Genomic DNA, 19273 nt, shown 5'->3' on the forward strand with positions numbered 1-19273 from the left:
CCTGCGCAGCTACTCCACCGGCTTGAAGATGGTGGACTGGCCGAAGACGCTGCGGATGAGGGCTTTGGCCTCGTCCTCGGTCTGCGGGATGCTCGGGGCTGCACCCTGATGGCCGAAGGGGCCGCCCGCACCGGAGTTGGACTCCCAGGGAGCTGCAGGAGCGTCCTCCTCTTTGGGGGCAGTTGCAGCGGACTTGGGCGCGGACGCCGCACCCGGCACGTCGAACGGAGGCAGATCGTCCCCACCAGCATCGGCAACAAAACCGCCAACCATGGCATCGTCGTAGGGAACCTGCTCGGATTCCCATGGCGCAGACGGCGCGGCGGGCTGAGCCTTGGGAGCGGACGCGCGCTCGGGCGCTCGGGGCGCGGGCTCGGTCGGGAGCTTGCCCGTGGCAGGAGCGCCGGCGGGGTTGTCGGAGCGCAGCCAGGGGGCTTTGCCCAGGTCAGACGACTTGGGCGCGGGCGAGGCAGGCTTGGGCGCGGGTGTCGGAGCAGCCGGTTTGGCCATGACGGGCTTAGGCGCCGACGGGGTCGGCGCCGCTATCGGTGCTGCTTTTGGCTGCGTCGCGCTGGCGCTCGAGGATGCAGGGGCCGCCGAGGACACGGGTTGCGGGTCCGCAGATACCGCAGCCCGTGCAGATGGAGAATGCTCCTCATGTTGAGGAGCCGGCGTGCCACCCCCATCCAGGACATAGTCGACGGTACGACGACCGAAGACCGCACTGACTGTCGGCAGGACCACCGACTGCGTGTCGGCGCGTCCAAGCATCTTGATGGCAAAGGTCGAGCCCGCGGGGAACGAGACCGTGAGCCTGGAGCCGTCGTCAGCCGTGGCGCGGGCATTGAGCAAAAGCCCCGCGTAGGAAGCCTGACGCGCCTTGACACGCTCGACAACCTCGGCCCATTTGCGCTGCAGCTCTCCGGCATCCTCGACCGCGGGCGTCTCGGCAGTACCGGCGGCGGCAACCTGGGCGGCATTGTTGGACTGGGGCTTAGGTGCCGGAGCGGTGGCAGGCGCGGGAGCCGCAACGGGCTGAGGCGTCGGAGTCGGCGCAGGCTGAGGTGCAGGCGCTGCAGGCTTGGAAGCTGACACGGACGCAGAACGGGACGCAGGCTGGGCAGCCGGAACAGCAGCACCACGGTCCCAAGGCATACCGCCCTGGCGCGCGGACGTAGCAGCGGGGGCAGCGGATGCCGCCGGAGCGGCAGCACGAGCGCCCGAAATTAGCGTCGGCTGTTGGGCAGCAGCGGGTACGGATGCTGCAGGCGCGGCGGCCTGAGCAGCAGCCACGCTCGCCGGCACGGCGCCGTTGGCAACCATGGCCTCCAAGCGGGCCACGCGCTCGGCCAATGCCTCAATCGTTAAATCGGCCTCGGGACGTGCCAGGCGCGTGCAGGCGATCTCGAGCACCAGGCGCACGTCGCTCGCGCCCCTCATCTCCAGTGCGGCATCGTCGAGCACCGTCAGCACACGGGCCAGGCGGTCGGCAGGATGCTCGCCAAAGGCAGCGGCCTCGGCAGCAAGCGCCTCGGCCTGCTCGGAGCCGCCCTCAAACAGCTCGGCACGGGCACCGGCAACGCAGGCAACGTACACGTCACGCACATGCGCCACCAGGTCGCGCGTCAGCTCCAGCAGGTCGTTTCCTTCCTCGACCTGCGCACGGATCAGTCCATAGAGCTCGGCAACATCGCGATCGGCAATGGCGCGGGAAAACTCGCCCAGAATCTGGTCCGAAACCTCGCCTAAAAGCGAGCGGGCGTCGTCCGCATGCACAGAACCGTTGCCAAAGACGCTCAGCTGCTCCAGCGTGGACAACGCGTCGCGCATACCGCCCTTGGCATGGCGCGCCACGATAGCCAGCGCCTCATCGTCGTAATCGAAGCCCTCCTGCTCGCACACGTATGCCAGGCGACGCTCGATATCCTCGTTGCCGATGCGATGGAAATCGAAACGCTGGCAGCGCGAGAGGATGGTCTCCAGAATCTTTTGCGGGTCGGTGGTGCACAGCACAAAGATCACGTGTGCCGGCGGCTCCTCGAGCGTCTTGAGCAGCGCGTTGAACGCCGCCGTCGTGAGCATGTGGACCTCGTCGATGATATAGATCTTGTACTTGCCGCGCACCGGGGCAAAGTTGACGGAGTTGATGATTTCCTCGCGCACATTGTCCACGCCCGTGCGGGAGGCGGCATCGAGCTCGTAGACATCGGGGTGGTTACCCTCGGCAATGAGCTCGCACTCCTCGCAAGTACCGTCGGGCATGCAGCCGCTTGCACCCTCGGCGCGCGCCGCCTCGGCATTGCGGCACAGCAGCGCCTTGGCCAGAATGCGCGCCATGGTGGTCTTGCCCGTGCCGCGCGGTCCGCAGAACAGGTAGGCGTGGGACAGGCGCCCCTCGGTGATGGCGTGCTCGAGCGTCGAGACGATATGCTGCTGGCCCACCACGGAGTCAAAGGTGAGCGGGCGATACTTTCGGTACAACGATTCCATGGGTGCTCCCCCGGGTATACTGAGTCTTGTTGCCGCGGCGGCCATGCGGTCGCACGGCATACTGCATTCCATAATAACCCGTACGGCGAGCCCGCCGCGATAGGAGTCCAAAGAGCATGGCAGACGCAGAGAGCAACCTCGTTCCCTCCGAAGCAGCCGACCAGGTCGAGGTCGCGCTCGAGGAGCAGGCCGCAGCCGACGACGGCATCCTGTACCTCAACGAGTACCAATACGAAAACGACCTCGTCACCGACTTCGCCCGCCTGGTCGCCTCGCCCAGGCGTCGCGGCTCGCTGTATGTCGCCGCGGCAATTGCCGCGCTCATCGGCATCGGCATGCTGGTGGCCGGCGGCAACTGGATCAAGTTTGGCGTCGTCTTGATCGTATTCGGCGCCTTTTTGGCCTGGTGGAGCAAAAACCTGCACCACACCCTCGCCCGCGACTTTATCGACGCCGTTGAGGCCGACGAGTCCATGGGTGGCCGCTATCGCCGCGTCGCCGCCAACGAGGACGGCCTGATGGTTTGGGGCACGAGCGGCAAGTCGCAGTTCTTCCCGTTTGAAAAGCTCGACCACGTGCTCGACGGCGAGCGCATCTTTGTGGCCATGTTCGCCGACCAGGGCGTGACGATCCCTAAGGACACCTTTGTCCGCGGCGATGCCGAGCAGTTCGGTCCCTTCCTTAAGGCGCGCATCAACAAAAAACTCCGCATCGAGACCAAACGCAAGAAGATGAAGGCAGAAAAGGCCGCTGCCGAAGCAAAACAGGGCGACAAGCCCCAGGAGACCAAGGGCAAGCAGCGCAAGCAGAAGAAGAGCAAGAAGAAGCGGTAGGCCGGCCGACACCGAAGGCGCCTCGTCCCGCGCCCGATTCCGGGCCGGGGCGCCTGGAATCGGGCGCGCGTACCGCCAATGGACCCGTTTTGCCTTGCTCTCGAGCTATTTCACTTCAAACCTTAAGAGCCTCCGCTCCGGCAGATCGGTCATCTTCATCGTGTAAGTCCCGGGAAATGCTTTCTCAAAACGGACGGTCTCGTAACCTTCGAAATAGTCGTTGGTGTTCTGCATCATAAATGGGACGAGCAACTCGTTTTCTGCCCCAACCTCCACGGCAAACGCAGCAGAGCCGCCAAGGACCGGCATGGCTTGCGTTATCAGATCGGTATTGACTACAAAATCATAGTTTGGCGCAGACTCCGGAACCAGATGCCAAACATACGCTTTGATTCCACCGTCGATATTATCCCTATTTCTGACACGCATCTTTACGGCGATAACGCACGTGATGTCGGCATCCTTCAGTCTCGTTTTCGTATCCACGGTGCCATATTTTGAATAATCGTCATGTGCTCGTTTGAGATACTCGCGCGGCGTGAGCAACTCTGCCCCGTCTATGCAAAACGAATACCCATCAGTCACCACATCCTTCGACCCCAGAAACGCTCCATCCATCGAGAGCCATTCGCCCTCCGCGTAATATTTCTCAGGAATGACCGTCCGGTTCCCGTTAACGACGCTCACCCTCATGCCCGCAAGGCCGGCAGCAGCACAGCAAAAAAGCGCGAGCGCCGATCTTCTCGTCCACAGGGTCTTCTTCATCGCGCTCACGACCTTTCCCGAACTTTCACAACGGCACCGTCGCGCATGCAGTAAACCCGATCGGCCAGTTCCTCGAGCACCTCTCCGTCATGGCTGGACAGAAGGACCTCACGACCCGTTGATGCCGCCATCGCCACAACGCGCTTGAGCATTTCAACGCCCGCTTCGTCGAGGGCATTCGTTGGCTCATCGAGAACAAGCAGCTTCGGCTTCTCCATAATTGCCGCAGCTATCCCCAGACGCTGCTTCATCCCAAGCGAGTATGCTCGGAACTTCTTTTTTTCGTCTGCATCGAGCCCCACGAGCCGCAGGGCAGAGCGAATGTCCTCGGGGGTGGCAACGCCCTTGATCTGAGCGATGAGCTTCAGATTGTCGTAGCCAGACAGATATCCCAAAAAGGAAGGCGCCTCGATCAACATCCCCAGACTCGGCGGGAACGAGATGTCCGCCCCAAGCCTTTGGCCATCGATAGAGATTTCGCCTTCGGTAGGCTTGATCAACCCGCAAACCGCTCGCATGAGCATGGTCTTACCCGAACCGTTTATCCCCTGAAGCCCGACCACAGTCCCAGGGTCAACCTCGATGGACACGTTGCGCAGAACATCGTTTTTGCCCATGCGCTTCGATACGTCCCTAACGATCACGCTCATATCTTGTCCCCCTTTTCTATAAGGTCGGCCCTTCGAAACCACAGTCCACCCAACGATAGGCATAACGACATAATCACAATTGAAAACAAGCCACTCGAGCCCGCCGCGATTCCCTCTTTGACAATTCCGCCCCAGCGCAACAGCATCAAGGCGTTACCCAATAGCGCCCAATGTCGCGCATATGCCGAGCAGATCAGGTAGCTCGTTAAAACCACAAACGAGACCGACGGCCCAAGTACAAAGCCAATCACTGCCTGCGCAAACGCAAGCGCCTCGAAAGCAAAAAAGAGTCCTACGAAAAACGGCAGCGCATCCGCCTCGGCAGCTTTGAGAAACCACGGCGCCAAATTAGCCAGCTGAAGCGACTCACCATGAATGACCGCGCTGAACGAGGAGCTCACCACCAAGCTCCAAATCACAACAGAGCAAACCACCACGAGCAGTGAAAATGCCGTTACTGCCGCCACCAAGATAAAACGCGAGACCCACCAAAGGGTTCTTGCCCGGCATCGAACAAGCGCTTGCAAACCAAACCCGTGCAACGATTCGGTCGGATAGTCGAGTGTTGTATAGAGAATAAGCAGAATGAGAAATAGCCATCCTAGCGGAGGCACAAACATGACCCCGGGCCTAGGCTCAAACGGAGCAGATCCGGCAAACACGAGCGCAAGATTATCCGCAAACCCCAAGGTATCCGTTCTAACCCCATACACAGAAGACAATCCGTAGGCGTACACCAAGTTCGCAACGGTCACTGCCGCAATTGCAATAAAAGTGATGATGTTCTTCTTCAAAACGGTCCTCAGGTCCGCGGCGACCAGCCTAAACAGCATCAGACCACCTCGCGTCTTTTTAAGAATCTCGCGAAAATCAAAGAAAAGACGAACAGCAAAATGATTTCTGCAAACCCTGCTCGAATGTCGGGCCAGTTATTTAGTGATTCCGACCTGATGCTGTTAAGAATGTTGCAGTTAAAGCCGACGCATGAAAGGACGCTAAAAATCCAGTCGTTAACAAAGTGCCATGCAACCATAATCAGATATGGAACGACCATCGCCTTGATTCTGCTGCGAAACACAACCGACAGACCGGTCACGGCCATGGATAGAGCCCCCAGCGTCACCGCATCGAACAGTGTATAAACCAGCACGTACAACAGAGGCCGGGAATAAAACAGGCCAGAAAAATAGCTATGCAGATAGAGCCCGACGTAAGTCGATTCGTCGACCCGGGGGAGATACGCGGGAAACAGCATTGAGACAATCAGGAAGTTCACGAGTAGCGGAATAGCCGTGACCGCAAACGCAGAGAGGAAAGCAGACAGCATCTTCACGTTCACGTATGCATTTCTAGAAACACGTGTGCAGATCTGCGCCTCGTAACCGCCCAAACGCTCGGACAGGCATGACCACGACCCGGCCAGCATGGCAAGCAACGGCAGCGCATAGAAAAACACTGATGCCGATAGCGGTGCATTTGCACTCACAACGATCCAGTTACCAAAGCTACTTTCACGCGTTTGGCCGAGGTATGCCTGGGCTTGCAAACCAACGCCATAGCCAAGCGATAACAGCTGCTTGCGCTCAGTCTCGAGCGTCCACCATGCCTCAATGGCAGCCGCCATCGAAATTGCAGTTGCAACCATAAGGGTCAACGCAAATATAGGATTGCCAAATATCTTGGACAACTCGTGCCGTAATAGATTTCCATTCAAGCGACATCACCCTCCTATTGGCCAGGCCGAGCAGCAACGCTCGACCCGGCCCTAATCACAAGCGGTTAATGATGCGTCGGCGCACGGCAACCTTTGCATGAATAGAGAATGATGTCTGTAAACACCCGCTATTGAGTTAATCGCTCAGGCGTTTACACGTTATCTACCTGCGATAACAATGAAACAAGCTCCGCTTTATTCTTGATCCTCAACTGGCGGTAAGATGCAGACCGCAGTGCTTGCACCGTAGATGCAGCGTAACCGACGTCCTCCGCAATAGCCTTTGTCGTTGCGCCCTCTGCCGTCATCAGCAAGATTTGCGACTGAACATCGGAAAGGGAGCGCGACGTAAGCAGAGCCAGCTGGCGCACGCGGGCCGTTTCGGTGGACCCGTTCGCCCGGTACTCCAAGACGGCCTTCTCGTCCTCAACCGAGCGGGCGAGCGCGATGTGCGTAACGAACATGGGCACAGACCAGCAAACAATCACCGTTGCCACGACGACATTGACAGCCGAACTTTGCCCCAACAACGACGCGAGGAACAACGGCTCGAAAACCGTCAGATCCTGCACCATATTGAGCAAGACAGCCCAAACAGGAGCCGTCGCCCCGAAGCAAAGCATCCATATCCCAAGCATTTTGCGCTGCGGACAGCTTCGCATCACTATATATGTGAGCAGCACCCCCGTCAGCACCGCAAGTCCATGGATTCGCCCCCTAGCGACCGCATAGATTAAGGCAACCATGCCCATTGACACCAACGGCACGATAGCCCGAGCATGGGCATGCACCTTAAACGGACGCAGCCCAACAGCGAGCGAAGCCGTAGACGCCACGCCGCAAAACAGGACCGGCACAGCCATCAACGGAACGCGTATGCACATCAATGCCGCGATATAGATAAAAGACCATTCCACAGCAGATAGCACCGCCCATACGTACGGGCTTCCGAGCCAAATCGCTTCACCCGCTCTATCCAGCGCAGCGCCACGATTCGCTTTTCCACCCGCGTAGCGTAGCGACAGAAGCAGTCCGAGACCCAATGCGTAGCTTAAGAGGGAAAAGGCGACAGCCCGCGAAACACCGGACCCCCAATCGCTATCCGCCATTACCAAGGGCCCCGCCGCAAGGAGGATAAAGAATAATGTGAGCAGGTATCGAAACAGCCGGCGCGTTCGAGCTGATGCCACTATATCGTCAGCATGCCGCTGCGGTAGCTCATGCCCTACAGTATCGCCCTCACCCGCAAACAGCGCCACGAGCTCGCGTGAGCCCGCAACCGACGCCTTCCCGTATGCTCGGTGAAGCGTTGTTCTCACCGTCGATGGCTTCGTATCCGTCTCCTTGGCAATTTCCGCCGGCGTTTTCCCTTTGAGCAGCAGTCGAACAAACTGCTCTTCTCTAGGCGACAGGGCAGGGGAAAACACCCCCGCATCGAATGTGTCGGACGCACAGGCGATATCCGAATTGTTGTCCCGTTTCCCCCTTAGCAACATGCATACGAAGGCAGCAGCGATAACGGACCCCATCGCCAGCAATGCAATGACCACGGCATCGCTTGCGAAGTATGCCGCCTCAACAGCCGGAATAAGACCAATAGGAACTGCTACGAGCACAGAACAGGCAAACACGTCGCGCCGCCCATGGCCAAAGGCACGAGGGCGGCAAAACGGCGGGGCCACAGTCAATGCGAGATAGACCAACGGAATTAAAAGCGCAAGGCCAATTGACGCGGCCGTTACAGGGGGCATCCCCCATGGCTCGGGAACGACTCTCCATGAAACTCGACAGCAAAACAGCAGGCAAGACATGACGGCTATTGTTTCTGTAAAAATCGCGTCCTGCGGGTGACGAGTTTCCCTTTCGTCAGTCCGTGTCGACCTCTGCGTCAAAGGAGAGTCCGCCGTGCCCCAAATAACATATGAGAGAAGCAGCGACCCAACAAAGCACGAGACACACGAAACGCCATGTAACAACCAAATCGGTGCAAACACGATTGGAATAGAGTCTCCGCGAGCATAGAAAGCCAGGTCGGCCCATTCGGGAACCGTTGCAATAACACCAAGGAAAACACCGATGGCACCGAGATGCCTCGGCCGTCTCATTTCTCCCCCCTTGCATAGCGCAGCACCATGAACAAACGCCGCGAGGCTTGCGCCCAGGATAACGAGCCAGGTCATTGCACCTGATGCCAGGCCGATTGAAGATGAAAACCGGTGATAAGGGGTGGCCGCCATTACGACAAGCGCAATGGTGCAGGCAGATGTAGCAGAACGGCGGGAAAAAAGCATATGGCCTCCATAGCGTGTCATTATATCGCTCGAGCCGCTCGTTTATCTCTGTTCTCACACCAGCCAGCATCAATGATTCAGGCGAACTCCAATCCGCGCCAGATCACGGTCCGGCTTTTGTTCGCAGTCCCCACATCAAAGCGGGATGCGGTTTCCTTTTGGACGCCGGTTCGGAAAGCGCGTCCCGTTCCAGGGCAATATTCTGGGATGCAGTTTCCGCAGCCCACCCCATTTGGAAGGCGCATCCCATTATTTGGCTGAAAACTGGGGTGCGCTTTCCGAACGAGCCGAAACGGCCCGAATCGATCGGACCACCTCATCCCCGTTTCCTCGCCATCTGCCCGAGCGTGCTACACTAGCAGCATCTATGCCACCGCGAACGGCTCGGCTCCACGCCCGCCGCTCGCAAACGAACTTTAAACGCACGAGGGTTGGCCATGCCGCTTTTCTCGCAACATACCGCCCGGTTCTCGCCGGACGTTCCTTTGGAGGGCACCAGCTCTCGCGAGCTGCTCAAGCGGTACCAGCCGCTCGAGACACTTGCGACCGGCGGTTTTGGCTCCATCGAGATCTGCCGCGACACGCACCTGCGCCGCCGCGTCGCCATTAAACGCATCCCCCTTATCAACGGTGCCGGCATGCCCGCTAGCGACATCATGGATGTCCTGCGCGAGGCGCACACTGCCGCCATGCTTCAACATCCCAACATCGTGCAGGTCATCGACTTTACGCACGACACAGCCTATGCCTACCTGGTTATGGAATATGTCGATGGCATGTCGCTGGCCGAGTTTTTGCACCGCGCGGACGGCCACTCACTTACCTTTGACGAGGCCGCGGCCATTGCCGATGCCCTGGGCCAGGCGCTCACCTTCGCCCACAGTAATGGCGTACTCCACCTGGACATTAAGCCCGCCAACGTGCTCATCGACCACTCGGGCAATGTAAAGCTCACCGACTTTGGCATGGCGCGACTGTCGTCTGCCGGTGGCTTTGGCGGCTCACGCGGCGGCACCATCGGCTACATGCCGCCCGAGCAGCTCGATATCGAGACCGGCACGGTCGACGAGCGCGCCGATGTCTTTGCCCTCGCCTGTGTGATCTACGAGGGCCTGTGCGGCAGCGCTCCCTTTATGGCGGCCACGCCCGCCGACTCGCTCGGCCGCATCATCGGCGGCGCCACCTATCCCAGCGAGCTGATACCACACTTTCCCCCGGGAGCCGAGGCCGCGCTCATGAGCGCGCTCTCCCCCATGCCGCAGGACCGCCCCAACAGCATCGAGGCATTTTGCGACCAGCTCCTTGCCGGTCTGGGCAGCGTGCGCGAAGGCCGTCGCAGCCTGGAGCAAATGGTTGGCGAACTTTCGGATGACGAGCAGGAGCTCGACGATATCGAGCCGTCGTACTACGAGGACGACGCCATCGAGGTCGACCCCGCACTCGGCTGGGCGGGCACGCGCTGGAGCCATGCGCGCGACTACACCATGCGCGCTATCTCGGCGCTAGCGTGCGGCACCTTTAGCTTTTTGCTGATGCAAACGGCTGGGGTTGCGGCGCTTCCCGGCCTGGTCATTGCGGCTATCGCGATCGGAGCGGCGGCCGGCCTGGCCCCCCAGATTGGCTCGGCCATCTCGGCTGTGGGCTTTTTGGTGCTCATGGCAAACGCCACCATGCAGGCACAGGGCATCCTGTCGATGTTGCCCGTCGCGGTGATCTTTGCCGCCGCCATGTCCGGTTGGTGGATCGCCTGGGGTCGCACCGAGGCTGCCGCGAGCGCCGCGCTCACCTGTGCACTCGCGCTTGGCTGTCTGACCGGCAATACCTTCCTGGCAGCTGGGGTCGCCGCCGGCGTCGCGTCATTTTGGCTCGGCCCGGCAAGCGCCGCCGCGGCAACGGGCATGGGCGCGCTTTTTGCCCGTCTGGCCACGGTCGCGCTTTCAGCCGGAGGCGTGCTGGGGCTCGGTAACGTTGCCGCAGCGCTGGGAGACCCGCTCCTTTGGGCTGCCTTTGTGCTGGTTGCGGCAACTGCCGCAGCGTCATCCGCGCTGCTCAATGCCCGTGCCAAGCGTGCCGATCAGGGCTCAAACCTTGCCGCAATCGCCGCCATCGCTGTCACCGGCATCGGCTGCGCAGCGGCGTCCTGTCTTGCACACCATATGGAAATTGCCAGCCTTGCAGCCGCGGTCGTCGCCAAGGCGGCGGTTGCGGGAACCCTATCCTCTATAATCGTTGGGATATGCCTATATTTGCTCGGATACCAAAGAACCTATACGGAGAGTGATCTTTCGTGAACTTCCTGAACATCTTCGAGGACCACGTGGCCGGCATCTTCGGTGCCACCCGTGCCCCGTTCTCCTTTAAGAAGCTTGCCAAGCAGGCCGCTCGCGACATGGAGGATCAGACTCTGGTGATCAACGGCGTCAACACGGCGCCGGCACTCTATACCATCCTGATCGCCGCCGACGACGACCCCATGCTCGCCCCGTTCTACCCCGAGCTTTCGCGCGAGGTCCGCGAGTTTGTGAAAGCGCAGGCCGAAAAGCGCCGCTATGTCTTTGTCGGCGAGCCCCTTGTGCGCTTTATGATCGATCCGCAGCTGCGCGCCGGCAAGTTCTCGGTCTTTGCCGAGAACGTCGATGCCCCCACGCTCGGCCGCCTGTACGAAGAAGAGCGCGCCTATCAAAACGGCCTGGGCCAGAACAACTCCGCGGCAAGCCGTGCCGCCAGCGCCCCGCGCGCCGGCCAGCAGCAGTTTGCTGCCCCGCAGCAGCAGCGCCCCGCCGCCATGCCCCAGCAGCAGCCGACGCCTCGCGCCGCCGCTCCCGACCCGCTTGCCGTAGCAGATCCCTTCGCGCCTAGCGTCCCCGACCCCGCCGCTCCTATCCCGGTGCCGCAGACCGTCTCGCGCGACGCGCTTGCCGGCATGGGCGGAGCCGCCGCGACCGGTGCCGCCGTGGGCCTAGGCGCCGCAGCCGGCATCGCCTCCAACATGGCAAGCACTCGCGCCCCGCAGCGCCCGCTCGCCCAGCTCGTCGACGTCGTGAGCGGCGAGAGCCATAGCATCACCTCCGCACAGGTAACCATCGGTCGCGAGCGCTCAGTTTCCGACATTGCCCTGCGCGACCCCAACGTGTCGCGCCGCCACGCCCAGCTCACCTTTACGGGCTCGGATTGGTCGATCGAGGACCTCAATTCCACCAACGGCACGCTCGTCAACAACCGCCGCATTACGCGCTGCCCGCTGCGCAACGGCGATCTGCTGACGTTTGGCCTGAGTACCTTTGAATTTAGGGGATAGTCGCTTATGAACATCGATATCGTCCTTTTTGCAGGCCGCATCGTCTTGGTCGCCCTGCTCTATATCTTCCTGTTCGCCGTCATGAAGACCGGCGTGGGACTCGTGCGCGGGCAGCGCCGCGACTCGGCTATCTGGACGATCGATGTGGACAAGGGCCCGCGCGGTATCCGCGGCATCCACGTAGACATGCTCGGCCCCGTCATCGTCGGTCGCTCGCCATCTTCGGACATCTGCATCAACGAACCGTTCGTCTCGGCCTCGCATGCGCGCTTTTCGCTGCAGGGCCCGGCGCTCATCATCGAGGACCTCAACTCGCTTAACGGCACGCTCGTCAACGGCCGCCAGCTCGTGGAGCCCGCGACGCTGCGTGAGGGCGACGAAGTCCAGATTGGCGACGTGGTCATGAAGGTGAACCGTCGATGATCGACGAGGAGAACAAGTCCGCAACTATGACCGAGGCACCGGCCGCCGCCACAGCTGCGCCGGCCCACGCCGCTCCGGCGGGCTCCGCGCCCGTGGAGCCCGAGGACACCGTGTTCTCCCTGCCTCTTTCGCATGTAACGCATGATATTTCGGATCTCGCCGATAACGAGGACGAAGAGGATGCCGTAGCGGCGCCCATCGGCGCACATGCTGCGGAACAGCCCACAGCGCCCGAAGCAACCCCGGCGCCGGCTCACTTTGCAGAGCCCGTCGCCGCGGCAATCAACGAGAGCGCTGCGGTGTTTGCGGCACCCGAACCCGCCGCGCCGGCGTTTCCCATAGCCCCGGCATCCGAGGTTGCGCCCGCGTCTACGCCGGCGCCCGAGCCTATAGACGTCAGCCCGCAAGACGACGAGTCGACCGCCCGCGCGCCCGAGGAGCCCGGCTCCCCGGACACCGGCGATTCCGAATCAAACGCCGAGACCGACACCGTCTCTCCCGGTGACACAGCCGAGATCGACGTTGCCGCCGTTGAGACCAAGCTCAAAGACCCCGGCTCGACCATGAGCTTTGAGCCCCTGACCGAGGAGCGCATCGAGACCGACTCGACCTATGATGCCGGCACCACCACGCAACTCATGTGGGGCGCCCGCTCTGACGTTGGCTGCGTACGCCCGCACAATGAGGATTCCTACCTGGTGCAGTCGCCGCTCTTTTGCGTATGCGACGGCATGGGCGGTCACGCCGCCGGCGAGGTAGCCTCTTCCATTGCCGTCGAGACTATTGCCAAGACGGCCCCGCAGTCCGCCGACGCAGCACGCCTGGCCGCAGCCGTCGAGGCAGCCAACGCCGCCGTAATCGAGGCGGCCCTGAACGGCCTGGGCAAGCCCGGCATGGGCTGCACAGCCACTTGCGCCTATATCGAAAACGACACGCTCGCCATCGCCCACGTGGGTGACTCTCGCGCCTACCTGCTCCACGAGGGCACGCTCATCCGCGTGACCCGCGACCACTCCTACGTGGAGGAGCTCGTGGACGCCGGTGAGATTACGGCAGACGAGGCTCGCGTCCACCCAAACCGCTCGGTCATCACCCGTGCGCTGGGCTCGGACCCCGCCATGTATGCCGACCACTTCACTCTGCATATCGAGGAAGGCGACCGCCTGATCCTGTGCTCCGACGGCCTTTCGAGCATGATTCCCGATAGCGATATCGAGAACATCGCCACGCAGTCCTCAACCGCGCAAATCTGCGTCGACAACCTAGTGGACGCGGCGCTTGCCGCCGGCGGCCACGACAACGTGACCGTAGTAGTCGTTGACCTGGTTGACGATGGCGTTATGCGCGAGGCGCAACGCGTGCGTCGCCGCAACATTACTATCGCCGCCATCCTGGCCCTCGTCTTTGTGCTGGCAGCTGGCATCTGGGCCTACACGGGTGTCACCGGCTCGTACTACCTGGGTACCTACCAGGGCAATGTCGCCGTCTGGCGCGGCCTGCCCGGCAAGCCGCTCGGACTCAAGCTCCACTGGCTCGAAAGCGAAACCAGCATTAAGCTGTCCGACCTGCCCGAAGACACGCAAAACCGCCTCAAGGCGGGCATTCCGCAAACAAGTGTCGACGATGCGCAGGACACGATATCCAAGTACCGCCACCAGATCGATGAAGAGCAGACCCGCCAGGTGATCGACGCGCAAACGATTCGCGACAACACCAATCAGGGATCGACCTCCGAATCAGATTCCGAGAAAACCGCCGAACAGTCCGCCGAGGCCGAAGCCTCCGATAAGAATTAGAAAGGGAGTGCCGCTTATGAGTCGCCGCAACACCGAGCTGCTCTTGCTCATCGCCTCGGCGTTCCCCGTCATCCTGCTGTATGCGATGTACGTGCTCACCGCGGGCGCTGCCATCTCCTTTGAGACGCTCGCCGTACCGATCGGCCTCTTTGCCGCCTTTGCTGCGGCCCACATTGCCGTGCGCATCTTGGCGCCCGGTGCCGACCCCGCCATCCTGCCCATTGTCTTTGTGCTTTCGGGCATCGGTATCACGTTCGTGACGCGTCTCGCACCCGCTCTCGCGATCTCACAGCTCATCATCCTGTTTGTCTCGGTGGCCCTGATGGTGGGAACGCTCGCGTTGGTTAAGAACCTCGACGTAGTCATGCGCTACAAGTACACCTTTGGCATTATCGGCATCATTCTGCTGATGCTGCCTATCTTTATCGGCACCACGATCTCGGGCTCCAAGCTGTGGATTCGCATCGCGGGCTTTACCATCCAGCCCGGCGAGTTCGCCAAAGTCTTTATCGTGCTGTTCCTGGCCGGGTACCTGGCCGAGAACCGCGAGCTGCTCTCCATCTCCAACCGCAAGATCCTGGGCTTTAAGATCCCTCGCCTGCGACTGCTGCTGCCGCTGTTTGCCGTGTGGGGTGTGTGCCTGCTCGTCGTCGTCTTCGAACGCGACCTGGGTTCGGCCGTGCTGTTCTACACCATCTTCTTGCTGATGCTCTACGTTGCCACGGGGCGCTTTTCGTATGTCGTTATCGGCCTTGCGCTCTTAGCCGTTGGAGCCGTGGGCGCCTACAAGTTCCTGTCGCACGTTCAGGTGCGTTTCCAGGTTTGGGTCGATCCGTTTAAGGACGCCCAGGGCCAGGGCTACCAGATCGTCCAGTCGCTCTTCTCGCTTGCCGATGGCGGTCTGGTCGGTGTTGGCATCGGCAACGGCATGGCCAACAACATCCCTGTCGTCGAGTCCGACTTTATCTTCTCTGCCATCGGCGAGGAGATGGGCCTTTTGGGCGGCGGCGCCGTGCTCATCCTGTTTATGCTCTTTGCCGTGCGTGGCCTCACCACGGCTGCCCGCGCTAAATCCGACCTCGCCGCCTTTAGCGCCACGGGCCTTACGGCCGCCATCAGCTTCCAGGCCTTCTTGATCGTGGGCGGCGTTACCCGCCTGATCCCGCTGACCGGCGTCACCCTGCCCTTTATGAGCCAGGGCGGTTCCTCACTGCTGGCAAGCTTTATCATCGTCGCGCTCCTGCTGCGCGCCGGTGACGAAGCGACCGGACGCGAGGCCGAGCTTACTGGCACCGGCACCATGACCGCCATCACCGATGATCAGGTCGCATCCGCCGCCGCCCCGACGGGCACGCGCTTTGCCACCTCGTCTTCCTACGGCAGCGGCAGCCATTCCGTCGGCTCGCGCATGCGCCGTCGCCTGCTCGACACGCCTGAATCCGGTGTGCTCGGCCGCGTTGCGCTCGCCAACCGTCTAACCCGTGCGGTGCTCGCCTTTACGGCGCTGTTCGCCATCCTTATCGGCAACCTCACCTATGTCCAGGTCATCAAGGCCAAGGACTATCAGGATATGCCGACCAACAACCACACTATCGCCCGCTCCAAGTACATCCAGCGCGGTTCTATCATCACGTCCGACGGCGTGACGCTGGCCGAGTCGCTGCAGCAGGAGGACGGCACCTACGTACGCTCCTACCCCAACGGCAACCTGGCAGCGCACGTAGTTGGCTACGTGAGCCAGCAGTATGGCACCACCGCCATCGAGAGCGTCATGAACGACACGCTCACCGGCTCTAAGGATTACTCCAGCTGGAACAACGCCATCGCGTCGCTCGCGGGCCAGACCCAGCCGGGCAACACCGCCAAGCTCACCATCGACTCGCGTATCCAGACGGCGGCCGAGCAGGCGCTCAAGGGCTTTAAGGGCGCTGTAGTGGTCATCGACCCGCGTACCGGTGCGGTGCTCGCATGCGCCAGCTCGCCCACCTATGACAACACCAACATCGACGCCCTGCTGCAGGCGGGCGGCGGCGAGGACGGCTCCATGTACAATCGCGCCATGGACGCGCTGTACACGCCGGGCTCCACGTTTAAGGTCGTTACGCTTTCCGCGGCACTCGAGACCGGCACCGCCAGCCTTACCAGCACCTACCAGGCGCCCGGCTCCATGGACATCGGCAACGCGCCGGTCACCAACTATGCCAACGAGAGCTACGGCACCATCAGCCTGCAGCAGGCCTTTGCCGTGTCCTCCAACGTCGTCTTTGGCCAGGTGGCAAACGAAGTTGGCGCAAACACGCTCGTGCAGTTTGCCAACGCCTTTGGCTACGGCCAAAAGCTCGGCCAGGACCTGACCTCCGCGGCCTCCATCATGGCAGACCCGTCGCTCATGACCGAGTGGGAGACCGCTTGGGCCGGCGCCGGCCAGCCTGTCGGCATGGACCACACGCCCGGCCCGCAGACCACCGTCATGCAAAACGCCGTGATTGCCGCCGCCATCGCTAACAGTGGCGTGGTCATGGACCCGTACTTTGTAGCCCAGGTACTCGCCCCGGACGGAACTGTGGTCAAGACCACGCAGTCCCGCTCGCTGGGTCAGGCCGTCAGCTCCGCCACGGCCGACCAGGTCAAGCAGGCCATGCTCGCCGTCGTCCAGTCCGGTACCGGCACCGATGCCCAGGTCCCCGGCGTCAAGGTCGCCGGCAAGACCGGCTCGGCCGAGACCGGCGGCACCAACGTCAACTCGATGTTCGTTGGCTTTGCACCTTACGATTCACCCACGGTCGCCATCTCGGTGGCCTTGGAGGATTACGACAAACACGACGTCAAGGCGGCCAAGATTGCCGGCATCGTCCTGACCGCGGCGCTCGCCGCACAGGGAGCGTGATGCCCATGATTGAATCGGACACCCGAGGCGCGCCGCGGCCGAAGAGTTAGCGGCAACGCGCCACACGGCCCCAGCGGCCACATCGTAGGTACTACACACATCGTTGAGCGAATAGTTATGTTAGGAGCAGGAATGGAACAGAGGGTCCTCGGGGGAAGATACCTCCTCAAGGATAAGGTGGGGACAGGCGGCATGGCGACCGTCTTCCGTGCGCAGGACCAGGTCCTCGACCGCACGGTAGCCGTCAAGATCATGCTGCCGCAGTATGCTGGCGACGCAACCTTCGCCGCACGCTTTAAGCAGGAGGCCCAGGCAGCAGCCGGTCTCTCCTCCCCCTATATCGTGGGCGTCTACGATTGGGGCAAGGACGGCGACACCTATTACATCGTCATGGAGTACCTGCGCGGCACCGACCTTAAGAGCGGCATCAAGAGCCACGGCGCCCTCGACCCCAAGAAGGTCGCCCAGATCGGCTCGCAGATCAGCTCCGCGCTTTCGGTCGCCCACAAGCACGAGATCATCCACCGCGACATCAAGCCGCAGAACATCATGGTGCTGCCCGACGGCAACATCAAGGTGATGGACTTTGGCATCGCGCGCGCCAAGAACAGCCACCTCACGCAAGACAACAACGTGCTGGGAACCGCCCACTACGTCAGTCCCGAGCAGACCCGTGGTCAGGACCTCGGCCCCACCTCGGATATCTACTCGCTGGGCGTCGTGATGTACGAGTGCGCCACCGGCCGCGTGCCCTTTGACGGTGATGACGCCATCTCAGTCGCACTCAAGCAGGTCAACGAGCTGCCTATTCCGCCGAGCCAGATCAACTCCGGTGTCGACGCCGACCTTGAGCGCATCATCCTCAAGTGCATGGAGAAGGACCCGGCAAACCGCTTCCAGACCGCCGACGAGCTTCGTCAGGTGCTCAACAGCTACCTGTCGGGCCGTGCCGTCAACATCTCGGAGCCCACGCGCATCATCGGTGCACCCGGTGAACTGGGCGCCACCAAGACTCGCGAGCTTTCCGATCAGACGCGCGCCATGGTACGTCCCGTCTCGGGCGTGAGCGGCCAGAATACCGCCCGTAGCTCGGTTTCGGGCTCCACCGGCTCCTACGAGGTCGAAAAGCCCAAATCCAACAAGAACAAGATCATCGCCGCCGTGGTGGCAGCCGTTGCCGTCATCGGTATCGTGGTGGCCTTTGCCACAGGACTCTTTGGCGGCGAGCAGGTCACCGTGCCCGATGTGCTGGGCAAGGACCAGCAGACTGCCGTCGAGCAGATCAAGGAAGCCGGCCTCGAGGTCGGCACCATCGACCAAAGCTACAACGACGATATCGACGAGGGCAAGGTCGCCGAGCAGACGCCCAACGGCAAAACCAAGAAGGCCAAGGGCACCAAGGTTAACCTGGTAATCTCCAAGGGCCCCAAGCCCTCCGAGAAGGTTGAGGTTCCCCGGCTTGTCGGCCTGACCAAGGACCAGGCAGAAGCCGCGCTGGCAAGCGTTGGCCTGAAGGGCAACGCCTCCGAGGAGGCCAACGAGGCCGATGAGGGCCAGGTCTTTGAGCAGGGCACCGAACCCGGTAAGGAAGTCGAGAAGGGCACGACCATCTCGTACAAGGTCTCCAGCGGTCCTGACACCACCTCCGTCCCCGATCTGACCGACATGACCGAGGCCCAGGCGCGCAACGCCCTCGATATGGCAGGCTTTGGCGTCGACGTGAGCTACCAGGAGAACGATTCGGTTACCGAGGGCACCGTGATTAGCTGGAACCCCAGCGGCAAGCAGAAGCCTGGCGCCACGATTACCGTCGTCATTGCCAAGAAGTCCGGCAAGGCCAGCGTTCCGGGCAACCTGTACGGCAAGAGCATCTCCGCGGCCGTCACCGCGCTCAACAACGCCGGGTTCTACAACATCGCATTCTGCGATCAGAACGGCAACCCCGTGAGTGGCAACGAAAACGCCACCGTCACGGGCGTCTCCCCCACCGGCAAGCAGTCCACCGACAGCACGATTACGCTGACGGTTGCACTTTCTGGCTCGGGTTCGGGTTCAGGCACGAGCACGGGCGACGATTCCGGTACGACCAACTAGTCGCAACCCAACCGCTCATTACGGCTCTCGCC

At 61.6% G+C, this 19273-nt stretch carries 13 protein-coding genes; 7 read left to right on the forward strand and 6 right to left on the reverse strand.

Annotated features, from left to right (window positions below; translation table 11 throughout):
• Nucleotides 1-9 precede the first annotated feature (9 nt).
• Nucleotides 10-2490, reverse strand: coding sequence for a DNA polymerase III subunit gamma/tau (gene dnaX, locus DW913_RS01005; RefSeq protein WP_158551940.1), 2481 nt, complete (start codon nt 2488-2490; stop codon nt 10-12).
• A 116-nt stretch (nt 2491-2606) separates the two neighbouring features.
• Here dnaX and DW913_RS01010 point away from each other — a divergent pair, with 116 nt between their 5' ends.
• Complete coding sequence (locus DW913_RS01010) at nt 2607-3323, forward strand: hypothetical protein (RefSeq protein WP_089573261.1); 717 nt, start codon at nt 2607-2609, stop codon at nt 3321-3323.
• A gap of 105 nt (nt 3324-3428) precedes the next feature.
• Here DW913_RS01010 and DW913_RS01015 read toward each other — a convergent pair whose 3' ends face one another.
• The 5 genes from DW913_RS01015 to DW913_RS01035 form a co-directional block, all read right to left on the reverse strand.
• Nucleotides 3429-4088, reverse strand: coding sequence for a DUF5028 domain-containing protein (locus DW913_RS01015; protein ID WP_117584193.1), 660 nt, complete (start codon nt 4086-4088; stop codon nt 3429-3431).
• A gap of 5 nt (nt 4089-4093) precedes the next feature.
• Nucleotides 4094-4738, reverse strand: coding sequence for an ATP-binding cassette domain-containing protein (locus DW913_RS01020; RefSeq protein WP_117797262.1), 645 nt, complete (start codon nt 4736-4738; stop codon nt 4094-4096).
• The gene (locus DW913_RS01025) at nt 4735-5532 is read right to left on the reverse strand and encodes a hypothetical protein (RefSeq protein WP_147349620.1); all 798 of its coding nucleotides are present in this window, start codon (nt 5530-5532) and stop codon (nt 4735-4737) included. Before DW913_RS01025 ends, DW913_RS01020 begins: the two co-directional genes overlap by 4 nt.
• Before the next feature lie 38 nt (nt 5533-5570).
• The gene (locus tag DW913_RS01030) at nt 5571-6425 is read right to left on the reverse strand and encodes a hypothetical protein (RefSeq protein WP_128620769.1); all 855 of its coding nucleotides are present in this window, start codon (nt 6423-6425) and stop codon (nt 5571-5573) included.
• Nucleotides 6426-6604: 179 nt separating this feature from the next.
• A complete protein-coding gene (locus DW913_RS01035) occupies nt 6605-8743 on the reverse strand; it encodes a LuxR C-terminal-related transcriptional regulator (protein WP_158566166.1) in 2139 nt (712 codons plus the stop codon).
• 437 nt (nt 8744-9180) lie between these two features.
• Here DW913_RS01035 and DW913_RS01040 point away from each other — a divergent pair, with 437 nt between their 5' ends.
• The 6 genes from DW913_RS01040 (at nt 9181) to pknB (ending at nt 19241) form a co-directional block, all read left to right on the forward strand.
• A complete protein-coding gene (locus DW913_RS01040; RefSeq protein ID WP_117797269.1) occupies nt 9181-11034 on the forward strand; it encodes a serine/threonine-protein kinase in 1854 nt (617 codons plus the stop codon).
• Nucleotides 11031-12041, forward strand: a complete 1011-nt coding sequence (locus DW913_RS01045; RefSeq protein WP_070097545.1) for an FhaA domain-containing protein — start codon at nt 11031-11033, stop codon at nt 12039-12041. The genes DW913_RS01040 and DW913_RS01045 overlap by 4 nt, the downstream gene beginning before the upstream one ends.
• A 6-nt stretch (nt 12042-12047) precedes the next feature.
• The gene (locus DW913_RS01050; protein WP_006235180.1) at nt 12048-12464 is read left to right on the forward strand and encodes an FHA domain-containing protein; all 417 of its coding nucleotides are present in this window, start codon (nt 12048-12050) and stop codon (nt 12462-12464) included.
• Nucleotides 12461-14260, forward strand: a complete 1800-nt coding sequence (locus DW913_RS01055) for a Stp1/IreP family PP2C-type Ser/Thr phosphatase (protein WP_117797271.1) — start codon at nt 12461-12463, stop codon at nt 14258-14260. Before DW913_RS01050 ends, DW913_RS01055 begins: the two co-directional genes overlap by 4 nt.
• 16 nt (nt 14261-14276) lie before the next feature.
• On the forward strand, nt 14277-17147 hold the full coding sequence (locus DW913_RS01060; RefSeq protein ID WP_117797273.1) for an FtsW/RodA/SpoVE family cell cycle protein: 2871 nt from the start codon (nt 14277-14279) through the stop codon (nt 17145-17147).
• 132 nt (nt 17148-17279) lie between these two features.
• Nucleotides 17280-19241: a Stk1 family PASTA domain-containing Ser/Thr kinase gene (pknB, locus tag DW913_RS01065; protein WP_117797276.1), complete on the forward strand. Its 1962-nt coding sequence runs from the start codon at nt 17280-17282 to the stop codon at nt 19239-19241.
• Nucleotides 19242-19273 lie beyond the last annotated feature (32 nt).

It is taken from the genome of Collinsella sp. AM42-18AC (assembly GCF_003467965.1).
Taxonomy (GTDB): Bacteria; Actinomycetota; Coriobacteriia; order Coriobacteriales; family Coriobacteriaceae; genus Collinsella.

Bases quoted from the DNA above. Each gene is read 5' to 3' on its own strand.
- dnaX (WP_158551940.1), bottom strand. From the start codon at position 2,490: ATGGAATCGTTGTACCGAAAGTATCGCCCGCTCACCTTTGACTCCGTG.
- DW913_RS01010 (WP_089573261.1), top strand. From the start codon at position 2,607: ATGGCAGACGCAGAGAGCAACCTCGTTCCCTCCGAAGCAGCCGACCAG.
- DW913_RS01015 (WP_117584193.1), bottom strand. From the start codon at position 4,088: ATGAAGAAGACCCTGTGGACGAGAAGATCGGCGCTCGCGCTTTTTTGC.
- DW913_RS01020 (WP_117797262.1), bottom strand. From the start codon at position 4,738: ATGAGCGTGATCGTTAGGGACGTATCGAAGCGCATGGGCAAAAACGAT.
- DW913_RS01035 (WP_158566166.1), bottom strand. From the start codon at position 8,743: ATGCTTTTTTCCCGCCGTTCTGCTACATCTGCCTGCACCATTGCGCTT.
- DW913_RS01040 (WP_117797269.1), top strand. From the start codon at position 9,181: ATGCCGCTTTTCTCGCAACATACCGCCCGGTTCTCGCCGGACGTTCCT.
- DW913_RS01050 (WP_006235180.1), top strand. From the start codon at position 12,048: ATGAACATCGATATCGTCCTTTTTGCAGGCCGCATCGTCTTGGTCGCC.
- DW913_RS01055 (WP_117797271.1), top strand. From the start codon at position 12,461: ATGATCGACGAGGAGAACAAGTCCGCAACTATGACCGAGGCACCGGCC.
- DW913_RS01060 (WP_117797273.1), top strand. From the start codon at position 14,277: ATGAGTCGCCGCAACACCGAGCTGCTCTTGCTCATCGCCTCGGCGTTC.
- pknB (WP_117797276.1), top strand. From the start codon at position 17,280: ATGGAACAGAGGGTCCTCGGGGGAAGATACCTCCTCAAGGATAAGGTG.